The organism is Caulobacter radicis, from assembly GCF_003094615.1.
In the GTDB taxonomy this organism is placed as follows: domain Bacteria; phylum Pseudomonadota; class Alphaproteobacteria; order Caulobacterales; family Caulobacteraceae; genus Caulobacter; species Caulobacter radicis.
The window spans coordinates 1-20,892 of the sequence record NZ_QDKO01000022.1 but is presented as its reverse complement, the minus strand read 5'-3'; the positions used below and the strand labels follow the sequence as shown (position 1 = coordinate 20,892).

The 20,892-nt window shown below is 71.0% G+C and carries 22 protein-coding genes and 1 pseudogene; 16 read left to right on the top strand and 7 right to left on the bottom strand.

Annotated features, from left to right (window positions below; genetic code table 11):
* Window positions 1-9: 9 nt before the first annotated feature.
* Window positions 10-816, bottom strand: a complete 807-nt coding sequence (locus tag DDF62_RS14075; RefSeq protein ID WP_116489690.1) for an ABC transporter permease subunit — start codon at window positions 814-816, stop codon at window positions 10-12.
* Entirely contained in the window at window positions 806-1,708 is a 903-nt protein-coding gene (locus DDF62_RS14070) for an ABC transporter ATP-binding protein (RefSeq protein WP_116489689.1), read from the bottom strand. The genes DDF62_RS14075 and DDF62_RS14070 overlap by 11 nt, the downstream gene beginning before the upstream one ends.
* Before the next feature lie 160 nt (window positions 1,709-1,868).
* Here DDF62_RS14070 and DDF62_RS14065 point away from each other — a divergent pair, with 160 nt between their 5' ends.
* The 5 genes from DDF62_RS14065 to DDF62_RS14045 all read left to right on the top strand — a co-directional run bounded on the left by DDF62_RS14065 (window position 1,869) and on the right by DDF62_RS14045 (window position 4,816).
* Window positions 1,869-3,134, top strand: coding sequence for an alkaline phosphatase family protein (locus tag DDF62_RS14065; RefSeq protein ID WP_116489688.1), 1,266 nt, complete (start codon window positions 1,869-1,871; stop codon window positions 3,132-3,134).
* A gap of 113 nt (window positions 3,135-3,247) precedes the next feature.
* Complete coding sequence (locus tag DDF62_RS14060; protein WP_116489687.1) at window positions 3,248-3,691, top strand: VOC family protein; 444 nt, start codon at window positions 3,248-3,250, stop codon at window positions 3,689-3,691.
* The gene (locus DDF62_RS14055; RefSeq protein ID WP_116489686.1) at window positions 3,688-4,029 is read left to right on the top strand and encodes an MmcQ/YjbR family DNA-binding protein; all 342 of its coding nucleotides are present in this window, start codon (window positions 3,688-3,690) and stop codon (window positions 4,027-4,029) included. Before DDF62_RS14060 ends, DDF62_RS14055 begins: the two co-directional genes overlap by 4 nt.
* The gene (locus DDF62_RS14050) at window positions 4,026-4,349 is read left to right on the top strand and encodes an ArsR/SmtB family transcription factor (protein ID WP_116489685.1); all 324 of its coding nucleotides are present in this window, start codon (window positions 4,026-4,028) and stop codon (window positions 4,347-4,349) included. The genes DDF62_RS14055 and DDF62_RS14050 overlap by 4 nt, the downstream gene beginning before the upstream one ends.
* Window positions 4,346-4,816, top strand: a complete 471-nt coding sequence (locus DDF62_RS14045) for an SRPBCC domain-containing protein (protein ID WP_116489684.1) — start codon at window positions 4,346-4,348, stop codon at window positions 4,814-4,816. The genes DDF62_RS14050 and DDF62_RS14045 overlap by 4 nt, the downstream gene beginning before the upstream one ends.
* Window positions 4,817-4,820: 4 nt before the next feature.
* Here the strand turns inward: DDF62_RS14045 and DDF62_RS25605 are convergent.
* Window positions 4,821-4,941 (bottom strand): annotated as a pseudogene (locus DDF62_RS25605) (hypothetical protein); the annotation flags it as partial.
* Window positions 4,942-4,982: 41 nt separating this feature from the next.
* Between DDF62_RS25605 and DDF62_RS14040 the strand changes: the two are divergent.
* The 5 genes from DDF62_RS14040 (at window position 4,983) to DDF62_RS14020 (ending at window position 10,481) form a co-directional block, all read left to right on the top strand.
* The gene (locus DDF62_RS14040) at window positions 4,983-6,248 is read left to right on the top strand and encodes a TCR/Tet family MFS transporter (protein ID WP_116489683.1); all 1,266 of its coding nucleotides are present in this window, start codon (window positions 4,983-4,985) and stop codon (window positions 6,246-6,248) included.
* A 101-nt stretch (window positions 6,249-6,349) separates the two neighbouring features.
* On the top strand, window positions 6,350-7,786 hold the full coding sequence (locus DDF62_RS14035) for a Do family serine endopeptidase (RefSeq protein ID WP_116489682.1): 1,437 nt from the start codon (window positions 6,350-6,352) through the stop codon (window positions 7,784-7,786).
* Window positions 7,787-7,852: 66 nt separating this feature from the next.
* A complete protein-coding gene (locus DDF62_RS14030; RefSeq protein WP_116489681.1) occupies window positions 7,853-9,154 on the top strand; it encodes a replication-associated recombination protein A in 1,302 nt (433 codons plus the stop codon).
* Window positions 9,155-9,159: 5 nt separating this feature from the next.
* Window positions 9,160-9,945: an RluA family pseudouridine synthase gene (locus DDF62_RS14025; protein WP_116489680.1), complete on the top strand. Its 786-nt coding sequence runs from the start codon at window positions 9,160-9,162 to the stop codon at window positions 9,943-9,945.
* Window positions 9,946-9,983: 38 nt separating this feature from the next.
* Complete coding sequence (locus DDF62_RS14020) at window positions 9,984-10,481, top strand: CC0125/CC1285 family lipoprotein (RefSeq protein ID WP_116489679.1); 498 nt, start codon at window positions 9,984-9,986, stop codon at window positions 10,479-10,481.
* A 27-nt stretch (window positions 10,482-10,508) separates the two neighbouring features.
* On the opposite strand, the gene DDF62_RS14015 is transcribed toward DDF62_RS14020, so the two are convergent.
* Both DDF62_RS14015 and DDF62_RS14010 read right to left on the bottom strand, forming a co-directional pair.
* Window positions 10,509-11,741: a hypothetical protein gene (locus tag DDF62_RS14015; protein ID WP_116489678.1), complete on the bottom strand. Its 1,233-nt coding sequence runs from the start codon at window positions 11,739-11,741 to the stop codon at window positions 10,509-10,511.
* Between the two features lie 135 nt (window positions 11,742-11,876).
* Complete coding sequence (locus DDF62_RS14010) at window positions 11,877-13,085, bottom strand: TonB family protein (RefSeq protein ID WP_133244924.1); 1,209 nt, start codon at window positions 13,083-13,085, stop codon at window positions 11,877-11,879.
* 113 nt (window positions 13,086-13,198) lie between these two features.
* Here DDF62_RS14010 and crcB point away from each other — a divergent pair, with 113 nt between their 5' ends.
* Genes crcB through DDF62_RS13995 form a run of 3 tightly spaced genes read left to right on the top strand, consistent with a single transcriptional unit; the run spans window position 13,199 to window position 16,058 of the window.
* A complete protein-coding gene (gene crcB, locus DDF62_RS14005; protein WP_116489676.1) occupies window positions 13,199-13,585 on the top strand; it encodes a fluoride efflux transporter CrcB in 387 nt (128 codons plus the stop codon).
* Window positions 13,582-14,571 carry an RluA family pseudouridine synthase gene (locus DDF62_RS14000; protein WP_116489675.1) on the top strand — a complete coding sequence of 330 codons (990 nt, stop codon included), beginning with the start codon at window positions 13,582-13,584 and terminating at the stop codon, window positions 14,569-14,571. The genes crcB and DDF62_RS14000 overlap by 4 nt, the downstream gene beginning before the upstream one ends.
* Window positions 14,568-16,058 carry a putative 2OG-Fe(II) oxygenase gene (locus DDF62_RS13995; RefSeq protein ID WP_116489674.1) on the top strand — a complete coding sequence of 497 codons (1,491 nt, stop codon included), beginning with the start codon at window positions 14,568-14,570 and terminating at the stop codon, window positions 16,056-16,058. The genes DDF62_RS14000 and DDF62_RS13995 overlap by 4 nt, the downstream gene beginning before the upstream one ends.
* 145 nt (window positions 16,059-16,203) lie before the next feature.
* Here the strand turns inward: DDF62_RS13995 and DDF62_RS13990 are convergent, their stop codons facing one another.
* Window positions 16,204-17,466 carry a DUF1501 domain-containing protein gene (locus DDF62_RS13990; RefSeq protein ID WP_116489673.1) on the bottom strand — a complete coding sequence of 421 codons (1,263 nt, stop codon included), beginning with the start codon at window positions 17,464-17,466 and terminating at the stop codon, window positions 16,204-16,206.
* Window positions 17,463-18,902 carry a DUF1800 domain-containing protein gene (locus DDF62_RS13985; protein ID WP_244286820.1) on the bottom strand — a complete coding sequence of 480 codons (1,440 nt, stop codon included), beginning with the start codon at window positions 18,900-18,902 and terminating at the stop codon, window positions 17,463-17,465. Before DDF62_RS13985 ends, DDF62_RS13990 begins: the two co-directional genes overlap by 4 nt.
* Window positions 18,903-18,998: 96 nt before the next feature.
* On the opposite strand from DDF62_RS13985, the gene DDF62_RS13980 reads away from it, so the two are divergent.
* The 3 genes from DDF62_RS13980 to DDF62_RS13970 all read left to right on the top strand — a co-directional run.
* Entirely contained in the window at window positions 18,999-19,727 is a 729-nt protein-coding gene (locus DDF62_RS13980) for an ATP12 family chaperone protein (RefSeq protein WP_116489671.1), read from the top strand.
* A gap of 10 nt (window positions 19,728-19,737) precedes the next feature.
* Window positions 19,738-20,064 carry a YnfA family protein gene (locus DDF62_RS13975; protein ID WP_116489670.1) on the top strand — a complete coding sequence of 109 codons (327 nt, stop codon included), beginning with the start codon at window positions 19,738-19,740 and terminating at the stop codon, window positions 20,062-20,064.
* Window positions 20,065-20,136: 72 nt separating this feature from the next.
* The coding region (locus DDF62_RS13970; protein ID WP_279629666.1) for an acyl-CoA carboxylase subunit beta at window positions 20,137-20,892 on the top strand (756 nt) is incomplete at its 3' end.

The window sequence follows — 20,892 nt, the reverse complement described above, 5'->3', positions numbered from 1 at the left end:
CCGATCTCGTCATTCCCGCGTCAGGTCCTGCCGCTGGAAGAGGGCCAGGGCCGCCGCCGACAGGCCGGCCAGCCAGGCCGCGAGGAAACCAAGCGCCAGGCCCCAAGGGGCCGGTTCGTCGACGACGCTGCGCGGCGTCAGGAGCACGGTCTTCAGGAGGTCGCCCGAGAAGGCCGGGATCGCCAGGGCCTTGAGGCTGGGCTCATGCAATTGGCTTGCGACGATCGACTGGACGGCGGCGAAGACCAGCCCGACGATCAGCGCGCCCATGGTCGAGCGGGTGACGACGCCCACCACGGCCGACAGCGCCACCAGCACCATCAGCTGTAGCCAGCTGATCGCGAAGGTCCCCAGCAGGTCGACGCCCGCCGAGCCGCGATAGGCCACCAGGGGCCCGCCGCTGGTGGCGGCGCTGAACAGGCCGCCCAGGGCCGCGGCCAGGGCGTAGAGCACGAGGCTGATCGCCACCGCGCCCGCCACCGTCGCCAGCTTGGCCAGCAGCAGGTTCACGCGGCCGTTGCGCGGGGTCAGCAGCCGCCATGTCTCCCAGCGATAGTCGCCGGCCAGCACCGCCGTCGACAGGATCAGCACGAACAGGCCCACCACCGGCGAGGCCCCGTCGGCCAGCGCCTTGACCATCCGCCCGATCAGGTCGACCGGAATGGGCGGGGCGCCCTTCATCAGGCTGCGCGCGAAGAGTTCGCCGCCGATGTTCAGGGCCAGGCCCGCGATCGGGGCGAACAGCACGCCCCAGAACAGCGTGCCGCGGTCCTTGAGCAGCCGGAAGCGTTCGGCCGAGATGGCGTCAGCGAGCATCGGCCGGCTCCTTGGCTTGCAGGATGTCGAGATAGGCGCTTTCCAGGTCGGCCTCGCGCCAGCGGGCCTCGTGGATGTCGACGCCGGCGCCGACCAGGGCGCGGATCAGGGCGGGGGCCTCGTTGCGCTCGATCTGGGCGAGGACGGCGTCGGGGCCGTCTGCTGCGCCCTGCTCGCCGAGGATCTCCAGCACCTGGGCCACGGGGCTGGCGACCAGGTGCAGGGCCGGCTTGCGCCCGGCCAGGGTCTCGACGGGACCCTCGGCCACCAGCCTGCCCTTGGCCAGGATGGCCACGCGGTCGCAGACGCGCCGCACCTCGTCCAGCTGGTGGCTGGCCAGGATGATTGTCGCGCCTTCCTCGGCGGCCAGGCGGCGGATCAGCTCGCGGATCTCCTGGATGCCGGCCGGATCCATGCCGCTGGTCGGCTCGTCCAGGATGGCCAGGGTGGGGCGGGTGAAGAACACCGCCGCCAGGCCCAGCCGCTGCTTCATGCCCACCGAATAGGTCGAGGTCTTGCGGTCGGCCGCGCCGGACAGGCCCACGCGATCCAGCCAGCCGTCGATGTCGACGTCGCGGGCGCCGCTCTGCAGGGCCAGCATCTTCAGCGCGTCACGTGCAGTCAGGTACGGCGGATAGCGCGGTGTCTCGATCATCGCGCCCACCTGGCGCAGAGACGAAGCGTGACCGGCCGGCGAGCCCGACAGCCGTGCGACGCCCGAGGTCGGCCGCACCAAGCCCATGGCGATGCGGAAGAGGGTGCTCTTGCCCGCGCCGTTGGGACCCAGCACGCCGAACACCCCGCCGGCGGGGATCTTGAGGGTCAGGTCGTCCAGCGCCCGCACGGCGCCGTAGGTCTTGGTCAGCCCTTCGGCCTCGAGCGCGAAACTCATGCGGCGCAGGCCTGGCGCGGCGACATCGGACGACTCCCTTATGAACTTGCCGCGACTATGGGCGATGGAACGCAGGTCGGCCAAGTTGTTTGGCGCCTGCAATACGAATTGTCGCCGAGCTGTCCTATAGGGGCGGGACTCTTTGCTTCAGGGCCCGGCCATGACCGTTCTTTCCCGCTTCGCCGCATTCCTGGCGATCGCCGTCCTCTCCGGCTGCGCGACCGCGCCGCGCCCCGTGGGCGAGGGACCCTCGGCCCAGGCTTCCGTAGCCAAGGCGCCGCTGACCATCCTGGTCTCGATCGACGGCTTCCGCGCCGACTACCTGGACCGCGGCGACACCCCGGCCATGAAGGCCCTGGCCGACGACGGCGTGCGCGCGGCCATGCGCCCGTCGTTTCCGTCGCTGACCTTCCCCAACCACTACACCCTGGTCACCGGCAAGCGCCCCGACCACAACGGCATTGTCGGCAACACGATGGAGGATCCGCAGATCCCCGGCGTGACCTTCACCCTCAGCAACCGCGACGCGGTGACCGACAGCCGCTGGTGGGAGATGGCCAAGCCGATCTGGGTCAGCGCCGAGCAGCAGGGCGTCAGGACCGGCACCATGTTCTGGCCGGGCTCGGAAGCCCAGATCGACGGCGTGCGCCCGACCAAGTGGGCCGTGTTCGACCAGAAGAAGCCTTCGAATGATCGCGTCGACACCCTGCTGTCGTGGATCGACGAGACCAAGGACGCGCCCCTGGGTCTGGCCACGCTCTATTTCGACATCGTCGACAGCGCCGGCCACCGCTACGGCCCGGACTCGGCCGAGGTGCGCAAGGCCGCGGCCGACGTCGACGCCGCCATCGCCCGCCTGGTCGAAGGCCTGAAGGCGCGCGGCCTCTATGAGACCACCAACATCGTCATCGTCGCCGACCACGGCATGGCCCCGCTGCCGGGCAAGCAGCGCGTCGTGCTGGACGAGGCGGTCGACCTCTCCAAGCTGCGCTATGTGGGGCTGGGCGCCATCGCCGGCATCTATCCCAACAAGGGCGAGGAGGCCGCGGTCGCCGTCGCCCTGACCAAGCCGCAGGCGCACATGACCTGCTGGGAGAAGGCCAGGATCCCGGCCCGCCTGCACTATGGAACCAACCGCCGCATCGCGCCGATCGTCTGCTCGGCCCAGACCGGCTGGTACATCACCACCGCCGAGTCCCAGGCCAAGCGCACCAGCCCCGAGCGCGACGGCGGCGCCCACGGCTTCGACAACGCCGATCCATTGATGCAGGCGGTGTTCGTGGCTCGCGGTCCGGCCTTCAAGTCGGGCAAGACCCTGCCGGTGTTCGACAATGTCGACGTCTATCCGCTGCTGGCCAAGGTGACGGGCGTGCGCCCCGAGAAGGTCGACGGCCAGCTGGCCCCGGTGGCCGGCGCGCTGCGCTGATCCATCGGCAATGATCGAAGCAAAAGGGCGGGGCATCGGCTCCGCCCTTTTTGCTTGCCCATATAATTGCGTTATGCGTTAAATATTGCGTCGAAACGCAATGGGAGGCGCGCATGACCCGCCTGACTTCGGCTCTCTGCTACAAAGACCCCAAGGCCGCCCTGAAATGGCTGGAGGCGGCGTTCGGCTTCGAGCTCGTGCTGCTGATCGAGGACGGCGACGGCAATCTCGCCCACTCGCAGATGACGTTGGGCGAGGCCAACGTGATGGTCAGCAACGAGTGGAGCGCCGACCACGCCAGCCCGGCCTCGCTGGGCGGCAAGAACACCCAGACCGTGCATATCCACATCGAGGACGACGTCGACGCCCATTGCGAACGGGCGCGCGAGGCGGGGGCCGAGATCCTGATGGAGCCGGCCACCCAGTTCTACGGCGACCGCACCTATCGCTGCCGCGACCTCGAGGGCCACATCTGGACGGTCGGCCAGACGGTGAAGGCCGTCACCCGCGAGGAGGCCGAGGCCGCCACCGGCCTGAAGATCCAGGGCTGGGCGTGAGCCCGGAAGACTTTCGCCGCCTGGCTCTGGCCTTGCCGGGCGTGGTCGAGGGCGCGCACATGGGCACGACGGATTTTCGCGTCGGGCGGATCTTCGCCACGCTGGGCTATCCCGACGCCGGGTTCGGCATGGTGCAGCTGACCCGCGACCTGCAGGAGATGCTGGTCGCCGCCGAGCCGGCCGCCTTCGTTCCGGTCAAGGGCGGCTGGGGCCTGAAGGGGGCGACCAATGTCGTGCTCGACGCCGTCGACGAGATCACGCTGAAGAGCGCTCTCGAACAGGCCTGGCGGCTGAAGGCCGGCAAGAGGCTGATGGCCGAACTGGACGGCCGGGCGTGAGTCTCGACCGCACCCTGGCGGCCCTGGCCGAGCCGCATCGCCGGCGGACGGTGGAACTGCTGGCCGACGGTCCGCGCCGGGCCGGCGACCTTGCCGAGGCGCTCGGCCTGTCGCCGCCGGCCATGAGCCGCCACCTGCGGGCCCTGCGCGAGGCGCGGCTGGTCGAGGAGAGCCACCCGCCGTTCGACGCCCGGGTGCGGGTCTACGCCCTGCGACCCGAGCCGATGGCCGAGCTGAAGGCCTGGGCGGCCGCCGCCGAGGCGCTGTGGAGCGACCAGCTGCTGGCGCTGAAGGCTCATGTCGAGGCTGAGGAGACATGAGCGCCCGCATCCTCGTGGCCTTGCGCATGAAGGCCGCGCCGGAGCGGGTGTTCGACGTCTTCGTCGGCGAGATCGGCGCCTGGTGGCGGCCCAATCCCTTGTTCTCGTTCACGCCGCGCTCGCCGGGCGTGCTGGCCTTCGAGGGGCAAGGGGAGGGCGCGCGCCTGGTCGAGCGCCTGGCCTCGGGCAAGACGTTCGAGATCGGCCGCGTGCGGGTCTGGACGCGCGGCGAGCGGCTGGTGTTCGGCTGGCGGCAGGCCGCGTTCGCGCCCGGCATGGACACCGAGGTCGAGGTCACCTTCGAGGCCGTCGGCGCGGAGACGCGGGTGACAGTCCAGCATCGCGGCTGGGAGACCGTGCCGGCCGACCACGTGGCCCGCCACGGCTTTCCCGACCAGTTGTTCCTCCTGCGCCACGGCCAGTGGTGGACGGGACTGCTGGAGGGGCTGGCCGCGCATGTCCGCTGACGGATCCCGCGTCCTTCGAGGCCCGCTGCGCGGGCGCCTCAGGATGAGGTCGTCCTTGCCCTGAATTCCTCATCCTGAGGCGCGAGCCGAAGGCGAGCCTCGAAGGACGCAACGCCCTTGCCGATTATCCGACAGGCGGTCAAACATCCCGCCCCCGGGAGGCTCCATGTCCGAACCTATCGCTCATCCGGCCCGCAAGGCGGCGCTGGGCTTCATCTTTGTCACCGCCCTGATGGACGTGCTGTCGCTGGGCCTGATGATCCCGGTCCTGCCCAGCCTGGTGAAGCAGATGGCCGGCGGCCAGACCGACATGGCGGCCCAGTGGACGGCGGCGTTCGGCATGGTCTGGGGGACGATGCAGTTCTTCTGCTCGCCGATCCTGGGCATGATGTCCGACCGCTTCGGGCGACGGCCCGTGATCCTGATCTCGATCTTCGGCCTCGGGATCGACTACATCTTCATGGCCCTGGCTCCGACCCTGTGGTGGCTGTTCGTCGGGCGCATCATCCATGGGGCCACGGCCGCCAGCTTCTCGGCGGCGGGCGCCTATATCGCCGACGTCACGCCCGAAAAGGGACGGGCCAAGGCTTTCGGCCTGATCGGCGCGGCCTGGAGCGTCGGCTTCATCGCCGGCCCCGCGCTGGGCGGCCTGCTGGGCAAGATCGACCTGCACCTGCCGTTCTGGGTGGCGGCCGCGATGGCCCTGCTGAACTGGCTGTACGGCCTGCTGGTGCTGCCCGAATCCCTGCCGCCGGAAAAGCGCATCGCCCGCTTCGACTGGAAGAAGGCCAACCCCGTCGGCTCGTTGAAGCTGCTGGGCTCGCACCCCGACCTGCCGCGCCTGGGCGTGGTCAGTTTCCTGATGCAGCTGGCCCACAATGCCTATCCCAGCGTCTTCGTGCTCTACACCGGCTATCGCTACGGCTGGGACACCGCCCAGATCGGCCTCCTGATGATGCTGTCGGGCATACTGGGCGTGATCGTCCAGGCCCTGCTGATCGGGCCGATCGTCGATCGGCTGAAGGAGCGCGGAGCGGTGATCGTGGGCCTCGTCTGCTTCGTCGTCTCGTTCGCGGTGTTCGCCTTCGCGCCCAACGGCTGGATCTTCGCCTCGGGCCTCGCCGTCAGCGCCTTCGCCGCCCTGATCCAGCCCGGCCTGATGGGGATGATGACCAAGCGCGTCGGCCCCAGCGAGCAGGGCCAGCTGCAAGGCGCCAACTCGGCGATCATGGGGCTGACGGCGATCATCGGTCCGGCGCTCTACGGCCTGTCGCTGGCCTTCGCCGTGCGCCACGAGCAGACCCTGCACCTGCCGGGCTTGCCGCTGGTCATCGCCGGCCTGCTGGCCCTGGGCGGCTTGATGGTGATCCTGAACACCCGCAAGGCCCGTCCGCTGGCGGTCGGGGAACCGGGCCTTGATCCCGCGCGCTGAACGCCTTGATTGCGCCCGAAAACTTCGCTGTTTAAGGGGCGAGAGCGCGTGCCTGGCTCTCGCAGGCCGGGCGCGCCGCAAGATCTGACGGAGCCATCGACTTGTCCAAGCCCGCCCTTCGCGTCCTGCTTCCGACCCTGGCCCTTTTGGCCGCCTGCTCGGATCCGGCCTCGCGCAGCCAGGCCCAGTCCATCCCGGAACTCGCCCAGCCCACCCGCAAGGCGCCCACTGATCCGGGCTCGATGAAGTCGTCCTTCGCCCCGGTGGTGAAGAAGACGGCCCCGGCCATCGTCAATGTCGCCAGCCGCCGCGTCGTGCAGCGCCAGCAGTCGCGCGACCCGTTCTGGGACTTCTTCATGGGCGGGGCCGGCGGCACGCCGCGCGCCCAGGTGCAGGGCTCGCTGGGGTCGGGCGCCATCGTCCGCGCCGACGGGGTGATCATCACCAACCACCACAATATCGAGAACATGAGCGACATCACCGTGCAGCTCGCCGACCGGCGCGAGTTCCCGGCCACGGTGCTGCTCGACGACCCGCGCTCGGACCTGGCCGTCCTGAAGATCGACACCAAGGGCGAGCGCCTGCCGACCATCGCCATCGACGACCAGGAGCAACTCGAGGTCGGCGACCTCGTCCTGGCCATGGGCAACCCGTTCGGCGTCGGCCAGACCGTCACCAACGGCATCGTCTCGGCCCTGGCCCGCACCGACGTCGGCGCGGCCGAGTTCGGCAGCTACATCCAGACCGACGCGGCCATCAACCCGGGCAATTCCGGCGGCCCGCTGGTCGACATGGACGGCGACCTGATCGGGGTGAACACCTTCATCATCTCGCGCTCGGGCTCGTCCAGCGGCGTCGGCTTCGCCATCCCGGCGGCCGTGGTGAGGCAGGTGGTTTCGACCGCGCTCGGCGGCGCCCACAGCGTCGTGCGGCCGTGGCTGGGCGTGCGCGGCCAGCCGGTCACCGGCGACCTGGCCAAGAGCCTGGGCATGACCACCCCGCGCGGCGTGCTGGTCTCCGACGTCTATCCCGGCGCCTCGGCCGACAAGGGCGGCATCAAGGAAGGCGACGTCATCCTGTCGATCGACGGCCAAGCGGTGAACGACGAGGGCGGTGGCGCCTTCGCCATCGGCACCCACAAGGTCGGCGACCGCGTGCCGGTGCAGATCCGTCGCGGCGACCGCGAACAGACCCTGACCATCCGCGCCGAGGCCGCGCCCGAAACGCCGGCCAAGGACGAGCGCACGATCAGCGGTCGCAACCCCTTCGACGGCGCGACGGTGATGAACCTGTCGCCCGCCGCCGCCCAGGACATCGGCGCCGACGCCTTCGCCGGCAAGGGCGTGCTGGTCACCAAGGTCGGCCAGGGTTTCGCCCTGAACGCGGGCCTGCGCCCGGGCGACTTCGTGCGCGAGGTCAACGGCAAGGCCATCAACACCACCGCCGACCTGGCCGCCGCCACGCGCGGCGACGCGGCGACCTGGAACGTCGTCATCGAACGCAACGGCCAGCGCATCGCGGCCCGCTTCCGGACCTGACGCCTTCGACCCTCTCCCTTCGGGGAGAGGGTTCCCGAGGGGGCGCGAACCCCCTAAACCTCTCCCATGTCCGATCTCTTCCAAGCCGCCGGCCTGACGCCTCACGCGCCCGCGCCGCTTGCCGACCGCCTGCGTCCGCAAAGCCTCGACGAGGTGGTGGGCCAGGAGCATCTGCTGGGTCCCGACGGCCCCATCGGCCGGATGGCGGCCGCCCATCGCCTGGCCTCGATGATCCTCTGGGGGCCGCCCGGCACCGGCAAGACCACCATCGCCCGCCTGCTGGCCAAGGCCGGCGGCTACGAGTTCATGCAGATCTCGGCGGTGTTCTCCGGCGTCGCCGACCTGAAGAAGGCCTTCGAGCAGGCCCGCATGCGCCGCCAGTCGGGGCAGTCGACGCTGCTGTTCGTCGACGAGATCCACCGCTTCAACCGCGCCCAGCAGGACGGCTTCCTGCCGTTCGTCGAGGAGGGGATCGTCACCCTCGTCGGCGCGACGACCGAGAACCCTTCGTTCGAACTCAACGGCGCCTTGCTGTCGCGCTGCCAGGTGTTCGTGCTCAAGCGGTTGGACGAGACCTCGCTGGAGGCCCTGCTGGCCAAGGCCGAGGCGGCCGAGAACCGCAAGCTGCCGGTCGACGCCGAGGCCCGCCAGGTGCTGATCGCCATGGCTGACGGCGACGGCCGCTATCTCCTGACCCTGACCGAGACCCTGCTGTCGATCGGCACGGACACGCCGCTGAACCCCACGCAACTGGGCCAGCTGCTCCAAAAGCGCCGCCCGGCCTACGACAAGGACCGCGAGGAGCACTACAACCTCGTCTCGGCCCTGCATAAGTCGGTGCGCGGCAGCGATCCCGACGCAGCCCTCTACTGGCTGGCGCGGATGCTGGAGGGCGGCGAGGATCCGCTGTTCATCGCCCGCCGCCTGGTGCGCATGGCCAGCGAAGACATCGGCGCGGCCGATCCGCTTTCCCTGCTGCTGACCACGGCCGCCAAGGACGCCTACGACTTCCTGGGCAGCCCGGAAGGCGAGCTGGCCTTGGCCCAGGCCGTGGTGCACATGGCCAGCGCGCCCAAGTCCAACGCCGTCTACACCGCCTACAAGGCCGCCCGCCGCGCCGCCAAGGAGACCGGCAGCCTGACGCCGCCGGCCCACATCCTCAACGCGCCGACCAAGCTGATGAAGACCCTCGGCTATGGCGACGGCTACGCCTACGACCACGACGTCGAGGGCGGCGTCTCGGGCCAGAACTACTTCCCCGACGGCATGGCCCGTCCGAAATTCTACGAACCCAAGCCGATCGGCGCCGAGGCCAAGGTCAAGGAACGCCTCGACCACTGGAGCCAACTGCGCCGGGGCGGTAAGTGACGGCGATGTCCAAGCCGCCCCGCCGTCCGCCCGCGCCGCCCAAGCCCAAAGCCTCCGACACCCCGATCGAGCTGACGCCCGATGAGGTCGCGTTCACTCGCTCGCTGGTCATCCACGAGGACGACAGCGTCTTCGTGCTGAACAAGCCCGCCGGCCTGTCCAGCCAGGGCGGCCGGATCAAGGCCCACACGCTGGACGACCTGCTCTGGGCCCTGGCCCGGCGCGACCGGCCGCGTCCGCGCCTGATCCATCGCCTGGACCGCGACACCTCGGGCGTGATCCTCACCGCCCGCACCAAGCCGGCGGCGACCTTCCTGGGCAAGGCCCTGATGGGCAAGCGCTTCCGCAAGACCTACCTGGCCATCGTCGCGCCCGGCGCGCCCGAGCCGCGCGGCGGCCAGATCGATGCGCCCCTGCGTCGCGAGTCGATCGGCCGCGAGGCCTATATGCGGGTCTGCGAACCCGATCACCCCGACGCCGAGACCGCCCGCAGCCGCTATCGCACGCTGGCCTCCAACGGCCAGGCGGCGCTGGTCGAGCTGTCGCCCGACACCGGCCGCATGCACCAGCTGCGCGTCCACATGGCCTCGATCGGTCGGCCGATCGCCGGCGACAGCCGCTACGGCGGGACGCTGATGCTGGCCGGCGCGCCCGTGCCGCGCCTGATGCTGCACGCCGCCCGGCTGGTGTTCCCGCACCCCGAAGGCGGCGAGCGGCGCATCGAGGCCCCGCTGCCCGACGACTTCAAGGCCGTGCTGGAAAAGCTGGACTTGGCGCCGCCGGAACGCTGAACTTGGCCGGGCCGTTTGAGAGGCAAGGGAGAAACGCCATGAAGACTCCGCTCGCTCTTGTCGCCTGCGCTCTCATCCTCGGAGCCTGCGCCACCGCCCAGCCCACCATCTATCGCCCGCAGGCCAGCGCCTCGGACGTCGGCTTCGCCCAGTACAAGATGGAGGACGGCCGTTACCGCGTGACCTTCCGCGGCGGCCCCGGCGCGCCGGTGGGGCAGGTCACCGACTACGCTCTGCTGCGGGCGGCCGAACTGGCCCTGGCCGACGGCTATTCCTGGTTCCGCGTCGCCGACCGCGTCACCCAGTCGACGGGGGGAGGGGGCGGCCCCACCTTCTCGGTCGGCGGCGGCTCGGGCAGCTATGGCCGTCGTTCGTCGGTGGGACTGGGCGTCGGCACGAGCTTCAACCTCGGCCCCAAGCCCGCGCTCAGCACCACGCTGGAGGTCGTGTTCGGCAAGGGACCGCGCCCGCCGGGCGAGGCCTATGACGCCCAGAGCGTCGTCAACACCATCGGCAAGGGCATGGGCCGGGTCTGAGACCGCTGGCCGGTCTCAGCGGGATGGCTAAGCCGCGTTGCGCGCCGCGTAGGGGTGCGTGGCCCGCAGCGAGGCGTGGGTGAGACCGGCGGTCTCGGCGGCGGCGAAGTAGCCTTCCGCCGGAAGACCTTGCAGGCTGACCATCGGCGCCAGGCCCCGGGCCTCACGACCGAAGGCCATGATGTCCATGGCGATCTTCTCGGCCGGGCCGCCCAGGTCGCAGGCGTCCAGCGTCAGGCCGGCCAGGCGCGCGTCGCGCAGGTGCTTGAAGGCTTCCTTGTCGGGCGGCACGCGGGCGATGACGCCGCGGGTCAGGGCCTTGAGCAGGCCGACCACTTCCAGCAGGCGCCCGGCGGGCGTGCCGCGGGTGACGTCCACCAGCTCGATCATCACGCCGCCGCGCAGCAGGGCCAGCGACAGGCCCGAGGTGCCGGTCAGCAGGTCGCGGCCGCGCTGGGTGCCCAGGGTGCGGAACGAGGCCGGCAGCACCAGTTCGGGCTTTTCGTTGCCTTGCGCCGCCTTGGCGAAGGCCGCGCCGTAGCGCAGCGTCGCCTCGTCGATGAAGGCGATGTCCTTGTCGGCCAGCTTGGTGATCGCGCGGCCGCTGATCGAGCGGCCGGTGCCCAGGTGGGTGACGATCGGTTCGACGCGGATGGCGGTGGTGATGTTACGGCGCAGGCCGATCACATGCTCCAGCGCGAAGTCGACGCGCAGGGCCGCGCCGCCGCTGGTCGTGAAGGCCACCGGGGTGCGGCGCATCTCGTCGCTGACGTCGATGTCGGTGCGGAACGGCGAGCGTTCGGAGTCGCGGCGGGCGCGGGCGGCCAGCACCACGGAGGGATCGATCGGGCGGCAGACGACGCCGCTGGCCTCGATGCCGATCACCGAGCGCACGCCGATGTCGCGCAGCTCGGCCGCGCCCAGCAGGTGGGTCAGCACGTCCTCGAGGATGCGGATGCTGGCGGCCTGGGCCGACAGGCCCTGGTCGTTGTGCGTGGCGATCAGGAAGTCGTCCTCGCTGACCCGGCCGCGCAGGTCGGCGCGATCCAGGTGTTCGTTCAGCTTGCGCTCGACATAGGTCCAGACGTCGGTGCGCTTCTGGTCCCACCAGTCGCCGGCCCAGCGGCGGATGGCCTTGATGCTGATCACGTTGACCGCGCCCCGGCCGACCAGGTCCGAGCCGGCCAGGCGGTTCAGCATCGCCGGCGGCAGGGCCAGGCGTTCGGTCGTGTCGTCCTTGGGAGGCAGGGAGGCGGGCATCTGACCGTGGGATTCGCGAGTGGAGCCCCTAGGTTGCGCCCGCCGCCGTTAATCCGGGGTGCAGGAAGAGGGTTGAGGGCATCTTTACCTTGTCGCAAAGCCTTGCCCCATAAGGGCCTTTTTGGTTTCGGGGCGTTAATCCTCGACGAGGTCCTTCATCGCGAAACTGACCGGCACGACGCAGCCCTTGGCGCCCTCGGCCGATGGCGCCGGACGCGCCCGCCGCAGCATGGCGGCGGCGGCCGCGCCGAAGGCGTCGACCGGCTGGGCGGCCAGGATCTGGACGCCGTCGATCCGGCCCTCGGGCGAAACGTCGAAGCGCAGGCTGGCCCAGCCCTCCACGCGTTCGCGGGCCAGCGCGGGCGGATAGGCGCCCTGGGTCGAGATGTTCAGGGCCTCGCGGGTGACGCCGCACGCCTCGCCCTTGGCGGGAGCCGCGGCCTTGACCGGGCGCGCGGGCAGGGCGGCGGGAGAGGGCGCGCGCCGGGCAGGCGAGCGCATGGGCGCTCCCGAGGGCCTGGGGCGGGCGGCGTAGGTGACATAGCAGCCGTTCACCGGCCGCCCGGGATGGAAGCGGGAGTCGGCCACCGATGCGCCGGCCAGGTCCGCGAGCACAGGGTCGCCGCCCTGGGCGACGACGCGGACGTTGCGCACCTCGCCCTCGGCGTCGATGTCGTACAGCAGGCCGGCCCAGGGCGCGACGAAGTCGCGGTCGTCGAAGGAGCGCAGGTCAGGATAGCTGATCTGGGCGGGCAGGCGCTGGGGAGCCTTGCCGCAGTCGCCGCGCGCCGAGATCTCGCGTCGCGCCGCCGACGGGGCGTCGCGGCGGCGCCTGGCGACGATCTCCAGCAGCGTCGCCGTCGAGGCCTGGGACAGCGGCGTATAGCTGCGCGACACCTCGATCCGGCAGTCGGCGACCGGCGGGCCGACCATGAACCGCCAGCGCGCGAACGCGGCGACCATGTCCTGCGAGGTCATGCTGTCCGCCGCTGGCCTGATGTCGACGGGAGCCCCGTTGGCGTCGATGGCGAAGGTCAGGGCGGCGGTCGGGCGATCGTCGCGCGTCGGAGCCCCGGGCGGCGAGCCCCTGGGCGCCAGGCCCACATTGACCTCGGGCGGGAACTGAGCGCCATGCACGGCCCCGACGTTCCGGGTCGCGCAACGCGCCACGGTCGGCGAGGGGCCGTAGGTGACGACCCGGGTGACGAGCTCGCGTCGGGCTTCGCTGATCGGCGGAATGGAGAGGGGCGGGGGAAGGGGCGGATCGAACGCCAGCGCCAGCGCCGGGGCGGCGCCGAGCGCCAGGAGCCAGGGCGCCAGGGGCATGACGAGCATGAGACGCATACTCTATCTCCGCGAGTGTTGCGCGCCGACCTATGCAGTCGGTATGGCCAAGGTCAAGGCGGCCTTGGCGTTCTCACCTTGGCGATCATGGCCGCTCGGCGCATAAGGGGGCCATGACCAAGGTGCTTCTCGTCGCCGTGGGCGGCGCCGCCGGCTCCGTCGCCCGCTATCTCGTGGGCGTGGCCGCGCTGCGCTGGATCGGCCCGGGCTGGCCCTGGGGAACCATGACCGTCAACATCGTCGGCGGCTTCCTGATGGGACTGCTGACCGGCTGGCTGGCGCTCAGGGCGGCCGGACAGCAGGAAACGCTCCGCGTGCTCCTGGGCGTCGGGATCCTCGGCGGTTTCACCACCTTCTCCGCCTTCTCGCTGGACACCGCTCTGATGATCGAGCGGCGCGCCTACGGGCAGGCCTTTTCCTACACCGCCGCCAGCGCGATCATCGCGCTCGCGGCCCTTTTCGCGGGCCTTTATCTCGCCCGCAGGATGTTCGCCGCATGAAGGAAGTCCGCACCCTCTACGTCGACGGCGGGGAGGACGGCGTTCGTCTGGACCGCTGGTTCAAGCGTCGTTGGCCGCACCTGAACCACATCCAGCTCAACAAGCTGTTCCGCTCGGGCCAGGTCCGGGTCGACGGTTCGCGCGCCAAGGCCGACACCAAGCTGGCGGCCGGCAGCCAGATCCGCGTCCCGCCGCTGCCCGACGCGCCTGATCCCTCCGAGAAGGGCAAGCTGTCGGCGCGCGACATCGCCTATGCCCGCTCGCTGGTGCTGTACGAGGACGAGGACGTCCTGGCCCTGAACAAGCCGGCGGGCCTGGCCGTGCAGGGGGGCACCAAGACCACCCACCACATCGACAAGCTGCTCAGCGCCTGGGGCGAGGGCGTCGATCGCCCGCGTCTGGTCCACCGCCTCGACCGCGACACCTCCGGCGTGCTGCTGCTGGGCAAGACGCCCAGCGCCGCCGCGCGCCTGTCGGGCGCCTTCGCCAAGCGCAAGGCGCAGAAGACCTACTGGGCGATCGTCGCGGGCAACCCGCACCCGCTGGAAGGCGTCATCGAGCTGCACCTGGCCAAGCGCGGCCTCAACGACCGCGAGATCGTGGTGCCCGCCGATCCCAAGGACAAGGACGCCTCGCCGGCCGAGACCGAGTTCGTCACCATCAGCCGCGCCGGCCCGCGCGTCACCTGGATGGCCCTGCGCCCGCACACCGGCCGAACCCACCAGCTGCGCGCGCACATGAAGGCCATCGGCCACCCGATCCTGGGCGACCCCAAGTACGGCGACGAGAAGTCGGCCCAGCTGTCGGAAGGGCTGAAGCTGCAGCTGCACGCCCGCTCGATCCTGCTGCCGCACCCCAGCGCGGGCATGCTGCACGTCGAGGCGCCGCTCAGCGCCGAGATGAAGGCCGGCTTCGCCAAGTTCGGCTTCACCGAGGACGAGGCCGACCAGGATCCGTTCGCCCGCCGCCAGACCAAGCGGCGATGAACCAAGGCCTGGTCCAGCAAGCCTGGGACCTGCTCGGCCGCGGCCAGGCCGAGCAGGCGGTCGCCCTGACCGCGGCCGGCGCGGCGCGGCCGACGGCCATGCCGGGCCTGCTGATCGTCCACGCGGCGGCGCTGAAGGGCGTGGGCCGTCATGCCGAGGCCCTGCCGTTCAACGAACGGGCCGCCCGGGGCGCGCCGCAGGATCGCCTGGCCTGGTACAATCTGGCCGCCACCAACGGCGATCTCGGACGCCAGGCCGAGGCCGAGGCGGCTGTCCGCAAGGCCATGGCGCTGGGCCTCGAAGCGCCCGAAGCCCGGCTGGTGCTGGCCCGCGCCGTGCAGTTCCAGCACCGCTACGACGAGGCCGAGGCGATCTTCCAGGATGCGATCGCCCGCCGTCCCAACTTCGTCGACGCCCATCGGGATCTCGCCCAGCTGCGCTGGATGCGCACCGCCGATCTGGACCACGCCCTCTTGCCGCTGAAGGCGACCCTGGCGCGGCAGTCCGATCCGCGCCTGCTGCATGTGCAGGCCCTGGTCGAGGAGTTCGCTGGCTGTCTGCCCCAGGCGCTGGACACCCTGCGGCTTGGCCTGCGCCGACACCCGAACGACCTGCACCTGCTGGTCACCGCCGCCCACGCCGCCGCCGAACTGGGCGAGACGGCGGAAGGCCTCGCCCACGCCCAGGCGGCCGCCCGCCTGGCGCCGGGCGCGGCCCCGGTGCTCAAGAGCCTGGCCGAGGCCCTGCTGGCCGTCGGCGACGCGACCGCCGCCGCGTCGGTCGCGGGCTCCGTGCTACAGGCCTTTCCATACGACCAGCACGCCCTGTCGCTGCAAGCCCTGGCCTGGCGGATGCTTGGCGATCCACGCTACCGCGCGCTCTACGACTACGACGCCTTCGTGCGTCCCTACACCCTGCCGACGCCAGAGGGCTGGAGCGACCTGGAGAACTTCCTGGCCGACTTGCGCAAGCGCCTGGGAGAGCTGCACGACCTGGAAACCCACCCGCTTCAGCAGTCGCTGCGCGGCGGCGCTCAGGTGCAGTCGCTGCATACTTCGCGAGAGCCGATTTTCCAGGCCTTCTTCGCCAGCGCCCGCGCCACCGTCGAGCGCTACGTCGCCGAGATCGGCGAGGGGAGCGATCCCCTTCGCGTCCGCCGCACCGGCAAGGCGGTGGTGCAGGGCGGCTGGTCGGTCAGCCTCAAGCCAAACGGCTTCCATACCGACCACGTTCATCCGCAGGGCTGGGTGTCGTCGGCCTTCTACATCGACCTGCCGCCGGGCGTGGATGATCCAGGCAAGCGCGAAGGCTGGATCAAGTTCGGCCAGCCCGGCTGCGCCACCGCGCCGAAGCTGGCGGCCGAGCATGCCGTGAAGCCCGCGCCGGGCACGCTGGTGCTGTTTCCGTCCTACATGTGGCACGGCACCGTGCCGTTCACCGGCGATGCGCGCCGCCTGACCATGGCCTTCGACGCGGTTCCGGGGTGAGGGAAAATCCCGAACCTATTTTTCCGCACAATCCCCGCGAAAGCGGGGACCCAGGCTTTTTCTGAAACGCGCGGCGCTCGACGATAAAACACCTGGGTCCCCGCTTTCGCGGGGATTTTACGGGTGTTTGGTTCGGGGGAGGGTCCTACACCAACCCCGTCACGGCCTTCGCCCCCGCGCTATCGACGAACACCTTCTTCTCCACGTCCGCCCGGTCCACGCCCAGGTGGTCGATCAGCACGCCCTTGAACAGGCCGCGCATGTCCAGCGTCGGGGCCACGTCGCGGTTCTCGAACAGGGCCGGCTCGGCCAGGGTCGGCCAGTCGCCGATGATCCCGCCGCGCTTCAGCGCGCCGCCCAGCACCAGGGCGGTCGAGCCGGTGCCGTGGTCGGTGCCGCCGGTGCCGTTGGCGCGGGCGGTGCGGCCGAATTCGGTGACGGCCACTACCACCGTGTTTTTCCATTCCGGTCCCAGGCCTTCGTGCAGGCCGTCCAGCACCGCGTCCAGATAGGTCAGGCGCGTTGCGATCTGGCCGACCTGGCCGGCATGGGTGTCGAAGCCGTCGAGCGACAGGGCGGCGATCTGCGGGCCGTCGGCCTGGCGCATGAAACCGGCCAGGGTCGACCCCAGCTTGCGGGCGGCCTCGCGCCCCTGGCGGTTGTCGGCGGGACGGCCGCCCGGCTGGCTCATGGCCGGCGTCGACGCCATCATCATCCCGCCCTCGGTTGCCGACGCGGGCGCGGGGGCCAGGGCCGTCATCGCCGCCTGGGCCATGGCCTCGGTCTCCAACCCGCGCGCGAAGGCCGGGCCCAGCAGCGGGTCGCCCTTGTAGAGGTCCTGCAGCAGTGTGGGCAGGCGCGCGGCCTCGTCGACGCCCTTGCCGGGCGACCAGCTGGCGGCCTGCACCTTGCCGCGCAGGATCAGAGGGGCGGTGGTCCCGACCGACAGGGCCTCGGTCTTGCCAGGACCCATCACCTCCAGCGTGCGGTTCAGCCAGCCGCTGTCGGCGCCGTAGACCTTGGCCTCGCCGGTCTCCAGCACGTCCTGGGCCTCGAAGTGCGAGCGGGCGCGGTCGGGTGTGGCGATGGCCGGGGCGATCCGGGCCTGGCCCTGCCTGGCCAGGGCATGGACGCTGGTCAGCGACGGATGCAGAGCGAAGGTGTCGTCCAGCTCCAGCGCCTCTTCCGGCCTGATCGCGATGGCGCCGCGCAGGGCGGCATAGCCGGGATCGCCGATCGGCGGGGCCACCGACAGGCCGTCCATGCCGCCGCGGCAGACCACGACGACCAGCTTCTTGGCGCCGTCGGCGGCGTGGGCCTGGCGGCCGACGAAGCTGACGGCCACGCCCAGGCTGGCGGCGGCGGCCAGGAACGAGCGGCGGGAAGGCGAGGGGGAGCGGTCGGTCATCGGCGTTGGAACTCCGGACTCATCACCAGCAGGGCGAAGGCTTCGCGGCGCGTTTCGGCGCGGGCGACGGCGCGGGCCGTGGGCTCGGAGAGCCGCGCGCCCAGGGCCGAGCGGGCCAGGGCGTCGGGATCGCGGGTGTCGGCCACGGCGGCGGCGAAGCCCTGCGTCCACTGCATGCGCTTGACCAGGCCGTCGGGCGAGGCCCAGGCGCCCGCCTCGTCGGGCCAGCCCTTGGGCGAGGGCGGATAGAACGGCTTCTGGCCCAGGCTGGTCAGGATGGGGTTCAGCCGCTCGAAGGACGCCGGCCGGCCGCCGACGGCGCGCCAGGTCGAGATCACGAACTCGTACGGCGTCTTGATCTTGGCCGGGGTCGGGTCCCACGCCTCGGGCGCGGCGATCAGGGCCTTGGCCACTTCGTCGAGCTGGCCGCCGGTCTCGATCCAGCGCGTCTCCAGCCGCTTGACGAGCGCCGGCGGCGGATCGTCGGCGACGAAATGGCGGGCGATCTTGCCGCAGACGTGGCGGGCCGTGCGCGGGTCGGCCGCCAGCGCCTTCAGCACCGCCAGGCCCTGGTCCTCGCCGCCTTGCGCATAGGCCTTGCCGAGGATCGAGCGCGCGCCCGGCTCGTGGGTGTTGGCGCGGAACACGAAGGCGCCGATGTCGGGATCCTGGGCGCGGCCGATGCTGAAGCCGGTCAGGGCGCGGGCGAATTCGGTGACGTCGGCCTGGCTGTAGCCGGCGTCGACGCCGACCGTGTGCAGTTCCAGGATCTCGCGCGCCAGGTTCTCGTTCAGCCCGGTCCGACGGCCCTTGCGCGTCTGGTAGCGGGCGGCCGGGCTGCTCGGGCCCACCGACTGGGCCTGGTCCAGGTAGGTCAGCATGGCCGCGTGGGTGCTGGCGGCCAGCAGCATGTCCTCGAAGCGGCTGAAGGCGTGCGGGCGGATGGCCTCGCGCTCGAACGGGCCGATGACGATCGAGGCGGCCTGCTTGGTCTGGGACACCGTGAAGTGGTTGGCGAAAAACAGCGCCCAGCGCTCGCGGAAGGCCGCCTCGGTGTCGGCCGCCAGCTGGGCGCGGGCCAGGAAGTCGCCGGCGGTCTTCTGGCGGATGTAGCGCTGAACCTCCTTCTGGGCGTCGGACTTGGCGTTGGCGCCGGGGGCGTCGACCAGCGGGATCGGCTTCATGTCGTTCCCGGCGACCATCCGCGTCTCCTGGCGGGCGGCGCGGCGCTCCTGCCGCAGATCGGCGAAGGCGGCGTAGCGCACGGGCGCGCTTTCGCCGTCGTCCTTGGGAATGTCCGCGCCCTCGCGGCGGACCTGGTCTTGCAGGAAGCCGCGCGGATCGCCCCGCGCCGCCTCGATCTCGCCGGGGCGGGCGCCCAGGCCGAAGCGGGTGGCGGCGATGGCGGCCATCATGTCCTTGGACGGCAGGCTCAAGCCGGGCTCTCCCTTGCGATATGGCGTCCGATCGACCATTCAACGCACGTGGCGCGCAAGTCCGTCGCCAGCTTCCCGTGAAAATGAGCCGTTCCCGTGTCCGACAAGCCTGACCTGATCGAAAAGCCGCGCCGCTTCTACAAGGCCGCGACCGCCGGCGACGCCAAGGACGGCCTCTATCCGGTGCTGCTGGACGGCCGCACGCCCAAGTCGCCGCAGAAGAAGCCGCTGGCCCTGCCGACCCTGGCGCTGGCGCGGGTCGTCGCCGACGAGTGGGAGGCCCAGGAGAAGGTCATCGACTCCACGGCCATGCCGGCCACGCGTCTGGCCTTCACCGCCATCGACCGCATCGCCGAGACCCGGGCCGAGGTCGCCCGCGAGGTCGCCGCCTACGCCGGTTCGGACCTGCTCTGCTATCGCGCCGACGGCCCCACGCCGCTGGTCGAGCGCCAGGAGCGCGAATGGGGGGCGATGCTGGACTGGGCCAAGGCCGAGCACGGCGTGGCGCTGGCGCCGGTCACCGGCATCATCCACGCGCCGCAGCCGCCGGCCGCCCTGGCGACGGTGGAGGCCCTGGCCCTGACGCTCGACGACTTCAGCCTGGCGGGCGTGGCCTACGCCGCCGGCCTCTTCGGCTCCACCGTCCTGGCCCTGGCCCTGCGCGCCGGCCGCATCACCGGCCAGAAGGCGCTGGACCTGTCGCGCCTGGACGAGATCTACCAGGCCGAACAGTGGGGCGACGACCACGAGGCCGTCACCCGCGCCGCCAACCTGGCGGTCGAGGCGGCCGTGCTCGAGCGGTGGTTCGCCGCCCTTCGTCGCTGAGGCCGGATCGGTGAGAAGCGCGCTGGTCTACGTCCTGGCCGCGATCTGCGAGATCGGCGGCTGCTTCGCCTTCTGGGCGTGGCTGCGGCAAGGGCGCTCGGCGCTGTGGACCATCCCGGGCGTCCTGGCCCTGATCGCCTTCGCCTGGCTTCTGACCCGGGTGGAAGCCGTCGCCGCCGGCCGGGCCTTCGCGGCCTATGGCGGGATCTACATCCTGTCGTCCATCGTCTGGATGCGGACGGTCGAGCAGGTTCGCCCCGACCGCTGGGACCTGATCGGCATGGCCGTGTGCCTGGCGGGCGCGGCGATCATCCTGTTCGGCCCGCGCGCCGCCTGACGGCTTCGCCTTGCCTGCCCCGTCGGGGCTCTTTACGCCTTTGGTTCCAGTCCCTGCGTGGAGCCGAAGACCTTGCAACACATCCTGGAAGAGCTGGAGCGTCGTCGGGAGCAGGCGCGGGCCGGGGGCGGCGAGAAGCGGGTGGCCAGCCAGCATGCGAAAGGCAAGCTGACGGCGCGCGAGCGGATCGACCTGCTGCTGGACGAAGATTCGTTCGAGGAGTTCGACATGTTCGTCGAGCACCGGGGGACCGAGTTCGGCATGGCCGAGCAGAAGGTGCCCGGCGACGGGGTGGTCACCGGCTGGGGCACGATCAACGGCAAGGTCGTCTACGTCTTCTCCAAGGACTTCACGGTGTTCGGCGGCAGCCTGTCGGGCGCGCACGCAGCCAAGATCGTCAAGGTCCAGCGCCAGGCGATGAAGGCCGGGGCGCCGATCATCGGCCTGTTCGACGCCGGCGGGGCGCGCATCCAGGAGGGCGTCGACAGCCTGGCGGGTTATGCCGACATCTTCCTCGAGAACACCCTGGCCAGCGGCGTCATTCCGCAGATCAGCGTGATCATGGGCCCCTGCGCCGGCGGCGACGTCTATTCGCCGGCCATGACCGACTTCATCTTCATGGTGAAGGATACGAGCTACATGTTCGTCACCGGGCCGGACGTGGTGAAGACCGTCACCAACGAGGTGGTCACCGCCGAGGAACTGGGCGGGGCGCGGGTGCATGCGGCCAAGTCGGGCGTGGCCGAAGGGGCGTTCGAGAACGACCTGGAAGCCCTGACCCAGGTGCGCCGCCTGATCGACTTCCTGCCCTCGTCCAACCGCGAGAAG

What these genes read in the sequence shown, in the direction of transcription:
- DDF62_RS14075 (WP_116489690.1), bottom strand. Translation starts at nt 816, where the DNA reads ATGCTCGCTGACGCCATCTCGGCCGAACGCTTCCGGCTGCTCAAGGAC.
- DDF62_RS14070 (WP_116489689.1), bottom strand. Translation starts at nt 1,708, where the DNA reads ATGAGTTTCGCGCTCGAGGCCGAAGGGCTGACCAAGACCTACGGCGCC.
- DDF62_RS14065 (WP_116489688.1), top strand. Translation starts at nt 1,869, where the DNA reads ATGACCGTTCTTTCCCGCTTCGCCGCATTCCTGGCGATCGCCGTCCTC.
- DDF62_RS14060 (WP_116489687.1), top strand. Translation starts at nt 3,248, where the DNA reads ATGACCCGCCTGACTTCGGCTCTCTGCTACAAAGACCCCAAGGCCGCC.
- DDF62_RS14045 (WP_116489684.1), top strand. Translation starts at nt 4,346, where the DNA reads ATGAGCGCCCGCATCCTCGTGGCCTTGCGCATGAAGGCCGCGCCGGAG.
- DDF62_RS14040 (WP_116489683.1), top strand. Translation starts at nt 4,983, where the DNA reads ATGTCCGAACCTATCGCTCATCCGGCCCGCAAGGCGGCGCTGGGCTTC.
- DDF62_RS14030 (WP_116489681.1), top strand. Translation starts at nt 7,853, where the DNA reads ATGTCCGATCTCTTCCAAGCCGCCGGCCTGACGCCTCACGCGCCCGCG.
- DDF62_RS14025 (WP_116489680.1), top strand. Translation starts at nt 9,160, where the DNA reads ATGTCCAAGCCGCCCCGCCGTCCGCCCGCGCCGCCCAAGCCCAAAGCC.
- DDF62_RS14020 (WP_116489679.1), top strand. Translation starts at nt 9,984, where the DNA reads ATGAAGACTCCGCTCGCTCTTGTCGCCTGCGCTCTCATCCTCGGAGCC.
- DDF62_RS14015 (WP_116489678.1), bottom strand. Translation starts at nt 11,741, where the DNA reads ATGCCCGCCTCCCTGCCTCCCAAGGACGACACGACCGAACGCCTGGCC.
- DDF62_RS14010 (WP_133244924.1), bottom strand. Translation starts at nt 13,085, where the DNA reads ATGCGTCTCATGCTCGTCATGCCCCTGGCGCCCTGGCTCCTGGCGCTC.
- crcB (WP_116489676.1), top strand. Translation starts at nt 13,199, where the DNA reads ATGACCAAGGTGCTTCTCGTCGCCGTGGGCGGCGCCGCCGGCTCCGTC.
- DDF62_RS14000 (WP_116489675.1), top strand. Translation starts at nt 13,582, where the DNA reads ATGAAGGAAGTCCGCACCCTCTACGTCGACGGCGGGGAGGACGGCGTT.
- DDF62_RS13995 (WP_116489674.1), top strand. Translation starts at nt 14,568, where the DNA reads ATGAACCAAGGCCTGGTCCAGCAAGCCTGGGACCTGCTCGGCCGCGGC.
- DDF62_RS13990 (WP_116489673.1), bottom strand. Translation starts at nt 17,466, where the DNA reads ATGACCGACCGCTCCCCCTCGCCTTCCCGCCGCTCGTTCCTGGCCGCC.